Raw genomic sequence first — 8,951 nt, 5'->3', positions numbered from 1 at the left:
TTTTGCGGTAACAGGCGATCGCCCGATCGCATTCTCCTCGCTCGGCCCAAGTTTTACCCAAACTGTGGTAAGATTCAAACGAATCTGGATTGATGGCAATGGCTTGGCGGTAATTGGCGATCGCCTCATCCCACCGCTTCTGACCTACCAGCATTTCCCCCAAATTGTGATAAGCTGTTGCCAGTTGCGGGTTTAATTCAACTGCCCGCGAATAACATTCGATCGCTTTTGGAAAATTGCCCAATTCAACTAAACTATTTCCCAGGGTGACGTACTCGTCAGCAGTTGCCCAATTCGGCTCGATTTTAAAAGCTTGATACCAACACTCTGTCGCCTTTTCTCGTTTCTCCAACTGCGTCCAAACTTTCGCCAACTGTCGGTAAGCAGCCGCAAAATTTGGCGCTAGGGTGATCGCTTTTTCACAACTGGCGATCGCCTTTTGCCACTGTTTCGCCTGAGAATACAAAATGCCTAAATTAGCGTAAACTTCCGGCAAATTAGGATTGCGATCCAGCGCCGATTCATACCACTGCTTAGCTTGTTCAATTTCACCTCGAACCTGCATCACCTTTCCCAGCGTTTGACAAGCAACAGCCAAATTCGGTTCAATTTTCAGCGCTAACTCGCAAGCAGCAATCGCCTCATTAAATCTTCCTTCAGCTAAATGAATTTCTGCTTGCCGATTCAAATCAACCGCTGCTTTTTCCATCTTCTCAATCGAGGGCATAATTAAACTTACTCCACGCGCCAGCTAACCCAAACCCACCACTTCAACCATTCTTTTGAGCGAACTCAAGTTCACCAAAATATCCTCAGTCAGCGAATTCTGATACATTAACTGTCTAATAGGATAGCATTCAAAAGCCTCGCCCGCCAAGTAATAATGATTTAACTTCAGATGTTGACTGATTCCCCAGTAATAATGGCTGATATAGTGAGGCGACACCAACTCAATTACTTTAGTTCCCTGCCGACAAAAAATCGTATTGGTTAAGCCGCTACCGTGGGCGGCAACTATCACATCAGCAGCCTCAAAATGAGCAATTTGTTCCACCAAAGACATCGATTCAGGGAAAATAGAAACAAACCCATATTCTTCCAAAACCTCAACCACATTTTCCTCGTTCAAAACTCGGCGATATCTCGCTTTGTGGCGGCTGATATAAATGCGTTTTGGATAACTCGAACCTGGGATAATTTTCGTGAGAAACTCCCGCCTCAAAAAATCCATTGCCCACCCAGAAGGCCAGCCCAAATATCCCGCAAAAGAAGGTACAATTAACTCTGTTGCTTGAAGGTGAGGCAGGCGATCGCTCTCCAAGACTTTTTCTTCAGGAATTCCCAGAATCCCCAGACTTTCCCGCTGAAATTGGTGCTGGCAACTGTTCACCAAAAACCAATCAATCTCTGCCAAATCCCTACCGCTTTGCCGCAGCAATTCAATTCGCGGCAAAACGTCAACCATCCAGTGAAAATAGACATTTCCCGACAAGCCAGAAAGCACCGCTACCCTGCCATCGATTTGTTTTAAATCCGGAAAAAATTCTAAGTCAAAAACGCTGTGTTTTCTAACATCATGCTTGTCGCATCCCGGCAACAAACCAGGATAATCTCTCGACACATCTGCCAATAAATAATTATCGGGAGTAATGACAGCAATCGCCTTAGAAATCAGCCAATAATTTTGCTGCGGCACAATCCAAACTCGCCCCTGGGGAATCTGTGCCACAAAAGTTTTTGGCGCATCTACAGGTATCGGTTTCGAGTTAGACAAACGGTAAACTCCCCAACCCAAATGCACCGGATCGAACCACTTAGAAATTCGCTGCAGACACAGCCCGCAAGTCAAACCGCCACAATCGGAATTTGCCAATTGGGAATGAGCAATTGGCAATTGGGAATTCGCCAAAACTTCGGCCTTTGCTGTCTCGGATTGCCAAACTATTTCTAGATAATTCCCAGCATCCAATTGGGCATTAACCAACCAATCCCAAGTTGATAGATAAATACCTTGAGGAAGTGCGATCGCACTTGTTGCTATTGCCAGAGAGTTCCCTGTTTGCGATAGTTGAGTATACCCGCAGCTTTGCAATTCTAAAACTTTTTGATAATAGTCGATCGCCCGTTGCCATCGCCCCTGTTTTTCCAGCACTTTTGCCAACTCTAAATAAACCTGCGGTAGAGCTGGTTGAACCGTCAAAGCCATGCGGTAAACTGCAATGGCCGCAGTCAGGCGCTTTTGCAGTACCAAGCAATTGCCCAGCCGCCAGTAAAGTTCTGGATTTTTCGGATTAATTTGCAAAGCTTTTTGATAATAAGTAACGGCAGATTCAGTGCCGCCGTACTCTGTTAAAGCATTTCCCAAATGCAGGTAAATTGCTGCTAAATTATCGCAAATTTCAGCAATTGGTAATTGGGAATCGGGCATTGGGCATTGGGCATTGGGCATTGGTAATTAATCTTCCCTCGGACTTCTTCCGACGGACTTCTTCCGACGGACTTACATCCGTTACATCCGTTACATCCGTTACATCCGCTACAAAATCCGTTGCCGAACTTCCCATCAATGCTGCGAGAAATCGATCGCACGCAGCGATCGCCCTTGACAACTCATCATCCTCTGCAGCAGCAGTTTGCCGGATTTCTCCCAAACGGCGGTAAGCCTCAACAAAATCGGGCTTCAGAGCTATCGCCTGCCGAAAATAAGGCATGGCTTCGGCAATTTTACCCAAAACCATCAAAGAAAATCCGGCATCCGTACAGCCCGAAATATGTTGGGGATTTAGTTCGATTACCCGATCGAAACAAGCAACCGCCGCCGAATGTTCCCCCTGCAATTGCCAAGCTTTCCCCAGATTGTAGTGGGCTAAAACCATGTCTGGTTCCAACTCAATAGCTTTGAGGTAAGATGCGATCGCCCGATCGGGATTTTTGCCCTGCAGCGCTTGAGCCAAATTATTGTGCAGCGTCGCCCAATCCGGCTTAATCTCCATCGCTTGTTGATAAATCTCGATCGCCTCAGCAGGGCGATCGTCCTTCAGCAAAAGCACGCCCAAATTGCTGTAAGCTTCCACATAATCCGGCGCCACGGCAATTGCCTGACGGTAGGTATCAATGGCCGCAGCAAGCTGATTGTTTTCATCTAAAACCACAGCCAGATTGTAGCAAGCAGCGAGATAATTCGGTTTAAGGGCGATCGCCTTTCGGTAACAGTCGATCGCCCCCAACAAATTACCCTGCTTGTGAAAAACATTTCCCAAGTTATAATGAACTTCCGCCCAATCTGGCTTCAAATCCAGAGTTTTGCGGTAATGAAAAGCCGCCTCATCCAACCAGCAATACTCGTTGTAAAGTTGACCCAAATAAGCATGAGCCAGAACAAACTGGGGCGAAATTTCCAAAGCTTGCACAAAAGCATCTCTTGCCGCCGTCGGGTCTCCGCTCGCTTCGAGAATTTCGCCTAAAGTGGTGTAAGCTAGCGGCGAAAATGGCTGTAGTGCGATCGCCTGATGGCAAATATCGATCGCCTCAGTTAACTTCCCCTGCTTCAAATAAACTTGGGCTTGACGGATGTATGCTTCAGTGCTCATTGCTTCTGGGCAGTTGCGGTTTTTCCCCGCTTCAGGAAAACTTATAAATTATGATTTGAAAGTTTGTGTATATTTTATACCAATTTCATAAAGTTATGCTAATACCCAAAGTTTGACTCCCCCCCTTAATAAGGGGGGGCTGGGGGGGGGTAGATATGTAGTAGCGCTATTTTATGAATTTGGTATTAGGCGATCGGGCGATCGATTAATTTCATCAATAACTGGCGATCGATTTTTTTTAACAGTCCCTACTTCAATTCCAGAATTGAAACCTCACCCCGCTGATAGCAGAGTGAGGTTGAAATCCTTTAAAACACGATCGGCAGTTGTAAGAACAGCCCCAGATGTTATCCAGTGCTGCCCCAAAACTGCCAGTTGTTTTAGAATATCTCTAAGTTGTTGGAGCTGATTGTCAGACCAGGTTGCAACTGAGCAATAGTTAGCACTCCGCCGATACCGTTGAAGTACAGCACACCGTTTTGCGGGTCGTAAACCAACTTGTTAGCAGTTCCAGGGCTGGTGGCTGCATTGAAGTTAGAAACCACGACAAACTCGCTGGAATCCAAGTCTGTGCCCAAAGAACCCAACACGCCGCCGGACTTCAATCGGATCTTATCTTCGCCCGGAGTAAAGTCAGTGATCGTGTCTACGCCGAAGTCGCCGCCAAAACCGCTGAAGAAGAACGTGTCGCTGCCAGAGCCGCCAGTCAAGACATCGCTGCCTCTGTCGCCAGAGATAAAGTCATTGCCAGCACCGCCATCGACTGTATCGTTGTCCTTACCGCCGTAGAGGCTGTCGTTGCCGTCGCCGCCGCTAACGATATCGTTACCTCGACCGCCAAAGACAGTATCGTTGCCGCTTCCGCCGAGTACGGTGTCGTTGCCGTTGTCGCCAGAAATCAAGTCATCGCCAGGACCGCCGTCAACGACATCATTTCCTTTACCGCCAAAGATCCTGTCGTTGCCGTCACCGCCAGCGACTGCATCGTCACCGCTGCCTGCAAAGATTGCGTCGTTGCCGCTGCCGCCGCCGATACTGTCACTGCCGCCACCGGAAATAATCAGGTCGTCGCCACCGAGACCGGCAATAACATCATTGCTGCCAAAAGTCAGGATGATATCGGCTTGTTCGGTGCCGTTCAACCTGTTCTGGGTTTGAGCGCCGATGATGTTAGAACCGCCGCCTGCTCCGGGAATAGAAGATACTGGCGTTGTTGGATTAGTTACCTGTGTCATTTACACTCCTCCTAAAAGATGAATCACTTTTCTACAATACACTTTTCCCTCCAAAGGGATTCAATAAATCAAACCGGACATCGGTTGAGACCCTAATTGACCCGGCTGCTATAAGCTGTCATGTAATTTAATTTTTGACATACTCACCGCCCTAAAAGTTCGGTAATTCTTGACAGTTCGTCGGGATGTGCTATCGAAATAGTTTTAATTTCCCGGGTTTGTCCGTTTAAAGTCTCCCAATGCCCGCTAGGCGACTTTGCACTCAAGCTTCCGGGTTGGATTCAACCATTGCCCTTTTGGCTGTCGCTAAGGAGAGCTCTCATCGAGAGTGATGTTTCAACGTCTCTTGAGGCTAGAGATCCTTTGAGTATCCGAATATTCTGACATAAAGCCGTCCTTTTAGGGCGAAGCTTGTATCTCATTTTTTCGATCGGCCAGGAACCCGGGAACGCGAGTTGAATCCTTGATTCGTCCAGCAGCAAATATCGGGCTTTTCCTGCTTCGGACTCTCCACTCCACAACTCCCTCCTACAACACGAAAATATTCCACTTAAACGTTTGTGAGTTTACCATACCTAGCTTGGGTGCGGCCAGTCATTTTTAAAAGAGTAGCCTGCAAATACACGCAGACCTTTTTAAATCGGAGTATACTCTCAAGATTGAGAAGTTGCACCGCAGTCCTTGGCAACTGCCGATCGAGACTTTCGATCTCCAGCACGGGCCGGAACTTTCTTGCGATGTTTCAGTATACTCTGGTTGACCAGACTTTTTAGTTCCGCCAATAGTTCCCAAAAAATCAAAAATTTTTAGCGGGCATTTAAAACTCCCGCCCACCGAGGGCCCGATTCCATCAAACCCAGCCCCAAAACATTCCAGGAGGCATTCTTGAGGCTCATCGCCCGGTCTCGCTTTTTCCACCGGTTCCTGGCGCTCAACCGATGAACCGCGAAGGCGCTGAGAACGATCGGGAACACAAATCAGAGAAATCAGAATATTTACGTCCTTCCTAACGCCCTGTAAGCCAATACCGTTGGGTTGAGGCTAAAATTCAACAAATCTATGTCTAGCATTTGGAGTTCTCATCTGAGGTGTCGCTGGGCATACCTCACCAAGCTTGAGAACCGCTATAAGCGTTTTCGCAGTTCGATCGTTCCGATGCTACCGGATTTGATAAGCTGCTACTCTAAATTGAATACAGAGACGGGCTCTTCTGCCCATCCCACAATAATTGTAGAAAAATTTACTGTAAAATTAGATGCAAAGCAGACGATCGCTCAAAAAATGCAATTCTTGAACGAGTGAAACAGCGCCCCAGCCACCGCAAGTTTTGAAATCGCTAAAATCAACAATTTAACTTAACAAAATTAAGCTCTCAACAAAACTTTTTATGGCTAACTGTTAACTTCGAGGGGAGCGTTAGCAATTAGCAATTTCTGTGAAATTTGGTTCGGCATTCATAGACAAGCTGTACTATTTACCCGATCGGTTTGCTTCTAATTGCTGCGTTGATTCGTGGGAATAGCTTTGGCTGTCGTAGCTGTAGATGTGAGCCTCGCTCTCGAAAATATAACCGATAGAAGTAGCTGCATAGTAGCCCAGGGCTAGCACCGACACTACATTAAGAATTCGATAAATTGGCTTTTCAGACATTTCGTTCATTTTCACTCCTACTTTTTTTTGATAAATAGCAAAGTTGGGTACAGTGACGGCACTTTTTTTGAGAAGTTCCCGCAAATACAGCTCTCGATCGCAAATCCGATCGCTGGCGTTATCAAATCCTGATGTCCGATCGCACAAAACAAGTTCTGCTTGAGATTCCCACCAGTTTTCGCCGCTATTTAATATTGCAGTCTCTGTCTTTAATTGTCTATCTAACTGCGGTCATAGTTCGGCAATTATGGCGACATCGAACTCTACAATTGCCTGTTAAAAACGGCTACAATTTGAAAATATAGAACCGCCAAAGCTTGCACGACAAAGACTGTAGCCGTTTTTCTACTCGCGCGTTTTCCTAATTTCGATGCAGCGCGTGCAGCGGCCCAAAGTCAGAAAATTATTAATTTAGTCATCGATCGCTCAAATAAATGTGTCTAAAGTTATACTCAGCAAGCAAAAGACTGCGTTACATTGGATATGACAGCATATTCGGTGTAGGTGCTGTACGCAAAAAACCGAGTTTCTTCAACAGAATCAGTTGAGAAGTCTCGAACTGTAAAGAAACCCAGTTAGGAGCGTGTAATTCATCAACCTGGAATGTGCTGTATTTATGGAGATTCTCTGCATCCTCCGGCTTTGGCGAGACTGCTTCTTTAATAGATAACCGACAGCGTTTGAGTCAGTTATTTATACAATTTATTTGAACTATTGCTCGGATTTAGCTGCTTGTACAGCCGACTTTTTGCTGGTAATTTGCAAAAGGGATAGGGGCAGAACAACGGGCCAGATCAGAGGGCCGACGATTAAGGCTATCCAAGAGATTAAGTCAGTTTTTGATGTCGCACGATCGTTCAAAAAACTTTTGAACCAAAAAATAAAAACGATTAAGGCAATTGAAAAGTAGCTAATAATTATCATAAGAAAAGCTCGGTAAGTGGGAAACTCAGAGACTTCAGTCCTGAGAGGAAAACGGCTCGGCGATTTCAATCGCCTTGAATCCCCTCGCGGGGTGGAGGGGTATGGTTGCCCCTCCGATGAGGTATGGTTGCCTCAAGCCCCCATTTCTGGGGTAATGTTCGCTTGTCGGTCAAGGTTATAAAGGCTTGTTAGACTTGCAGCACTGCCTCAGTGACTTTAAGACTGTTTAACTGCAAATGACAGAGCGGGGAACTAGCGTCGCATTCGCCTGGTGTCGTGACCTAAATAACGTAGTCAGTTAAGACTTAGGCTGGTCAGTATAGCTTGCTCGATTTCTATTACAACCTCAGTGGCTTTAGCCCTGAGTTACTGACTGTTTTACCTCTCAGTCTATAGATGGGGTCGAAATATTGATTATTGTATCTCAGGGTGGGCTCGCCGATCGCAACTTTCCCCCTCCGCTGCAAGTGTCGATCGCCCAAACCTTTACAACTCTCCGAATCCAGAATCTGCGGTATCCAGCAAACACACCGATACCACAGTCGCGCCCGGAGCGAAAAGTCGGGCGTTGAGAACTTTTCGAGGTTTGCTTCAACTTTGATGCTACCGTCGCCGCGACGGCAAATGCGATCGAGTCTCTGATAATTTGTGATTGAACTCACCTATACTAGCAAACTTCGATCGCCAGTCGAGTGCCAAAGGATCACACAGCTTAGCCGACGGCAATCACCCTACCCTGCTCTCAAATGCTCCATATTATATTAGTCGAGTTCAACGAAATTTCATGCAAGCTCTGACTTTAAAATCCGATCGCGCGATCGCTGAACTGTTCTATCAAGTCACCCATTCAGGCAATCTGACTCGCACTCAAAGCCACGGGCTGCGATCCCTCTGCCAAAGCGCTCTGGCCCAAGATGACCGAGATGCAGTCAACCGCCTGCTTTACGCCATCCGCCGCGGATGGGTGAGGATTTCCGATTAGTCCCCTCAGACAGCAAGTTGAGATGAGCAGTTCTGCTTTCTCTGCTGTAAAGCTTTGCTAGCAATAAAATTTCCGCGAGTAGGTCGCTCCATTAACCCTCTCAAAAAAAAATTGTACTGCGATCGAAACGATCGAACCCGGTTTCTGGAACAAGCCGGGATTTTTGATGTGAAGCAGTCATTCGATTTTAGATTTTAGATTTTAGATTTTAGATTTTGGATTTACCCCACGGATAAATTCGGGGGCTTGAGGATTTGAGATTTGAGATTTTGGATTGATTCCACCGATCGATCGCGTGGCGGGTACCATCAACAAATTCGCTTGTCAGGAGTCAAGAGTTAGCATTCATTAAGTACATCCACAAAAAAAACACACCGCGACACCCGGTAAATGCAGCCAAAACCTGGTTTCTGAACACCATAAAACTTTTACCTTTAATTAAGTCGATCGATTTATTTATAGCAATTCTGAACACCATGAGATACGAGCCGAAAAAATGTAATTGGTAATTGGTAATTGGTAATTGGTAATTGGGGTAACTGGTAACTGGTAATTGGTAGTCCCCTATAC

General features: G+C 46.3%; 10 protein-coding genes. 2 read left to right on the top strand and 8 right to left on the bottom strand.

Annotated elements, in window-relative coordinates:
* The 5 genes from WBA89_RS16355 to WBA89_RS16335 all read right to left on the bottom strand — a co-directional run.
* Positions 1-727: tetratricopeptide repeat protein (locus WBA89_RS16355; protein WP_424408200.1), on the bottom strand; the 727-nt coding region annotated here is incomplete at its 3' end.
* A 24-nt stretch (positions 728-751) separates the two neighbouring features.
* Positions 752-2,449, bottom strand: a complete 1,698-nt coding sequence (locus WBA89_RS16350; protein WP_424408198.1) for a glycosyltransferase 61 family protein — start codon at positions 2,447-2,449, stop codon at positions 752-754.
* Positions 2,400-3,590 carry a tetratricopeptide repeat protein gene (locus WBA89_RS16345; RefSeq protein WP_424408196.1) on the bottom strand — a complete coding sequence of 397 codons (1,191 nt, stop codon included), beginning with the start codon at positions 3,588-3,590 and terminating at the stop codon, positions 2,400-2,402. Before WBA89_RS16345 ends, WBA89_RS16350 begins: the two co-directional genes overlap by 50 nt.
* A 380-nt stretch (positions 3,591-3,970) precedes the next feature.
* A complete protein-coding gene (locus WBA89_RS16340) occupies positions 3,971-4,825 on the bottom strand; it encodes a calcium-binding protein (RefSeq protein ID WP_424408194.1) in 855 nt (284 codons plus the stop codon).
* Positions 4,826-5,631: 806 nt separating this feature from the next.
* Positions 5,632-5,760 carry a hypothetical protein gene (locus WBA89_RS16335; RefSeq protein WP_424408192.1) on the bottom strand — a complete coding sequence of 43 codons (129 nt, stop codon included), beginning with the start codon at positions 5,758-5,760 and terminating at the stop codon, positions 5,632-5,634.
* Between the two features lie 124 nt (positions 5,761-5,884).
* Between WBA89_RS16335 and WBA89_RS16330 the strand changes: the two genes are divergently transcribed.
* Positions 5,885-6,127, top strand: a complete 243-nt coding sequence (locus WBA89_RS16330) for a hypothetical protein (RefSeq protein WP_424408190.1) — start codon at positions 5,885-5,887, stop codon at positions 6,125-6,127.
* A gap of 168 nt (positions 6,128-6,295) precedes the next feature.
* Here WBA89_RS16330 and WBA89_RS16325 read toward each other — a convergent pair whose 3' ends face one another.
* Together WBA89_RS16325 and WBA89_RS16320 are read right to left on the bottom strand one after the other, a co-directional pair.
* The gene (locus tag WBA89_RS16325) at positions 6,296-6,622 is read right to left on the bottom strand and encodes a hypothetical protein (protein WP_424408188.1); all 327 of its coding nucleotides are present in this window, start codon (positions 6,620-6,622) and stop codon (positions 6,296-6,298) included.
* A 1,115-nt stretch (positions 6,623-7,737) separates the two neighbouring features.
* Positions 7,738-8,061: a hypothetical protein gene (locus tag WBA89_RS16320; RefSeq protein WP_424408186.1), complete on the bottom strand. Its 324-nt coding sequence runs from the start codon at positions 8,059-8,061 to the stop codon at positions 7,738-7,740.
* On the opposite strand from WBA89_RS16320, the gene WBA89_RS16315 reads away from it, so the two are divergent.
* Entirely contained in the window at positions 8,052-8,381 is a 330-nt protein-coding gene (locus WBA89_RS16315) for a hypothetical protein (RefSeq protein ID WP_424408184.1), read from the top strand. The genes WBA89_RS16320 and WBA89_RS16315 overlap by 10 nt on opposite strands.
* A gap of 331 nt (positions 8,382-8,712) precedes the next feature.
* Here the strand turns inward: WBA89_RS16315 and WBA89_RS16310 are convergent.
* Positions 8,713-8,951: hypothetical protein (locus WBA89_RS16310; RefSeq protein WP_424408182.1), on the bottom strand; the 239-nt coding region annotated here is incomplete at its 5' end.

Source organism: Microcoleus sp. (genome assembly GCF_049646505.1).
Taxonomy (GTDB): Bacteria; Cyanobacteriota; Cyanobacteriia; order Cyanobacteriales; family Microcoleaceae; genus Microcoleus.
Note: the sequence above shows the minus strand (reverse complement) of the source record. Positions and strands in the feature narration are given on the sequence as shown.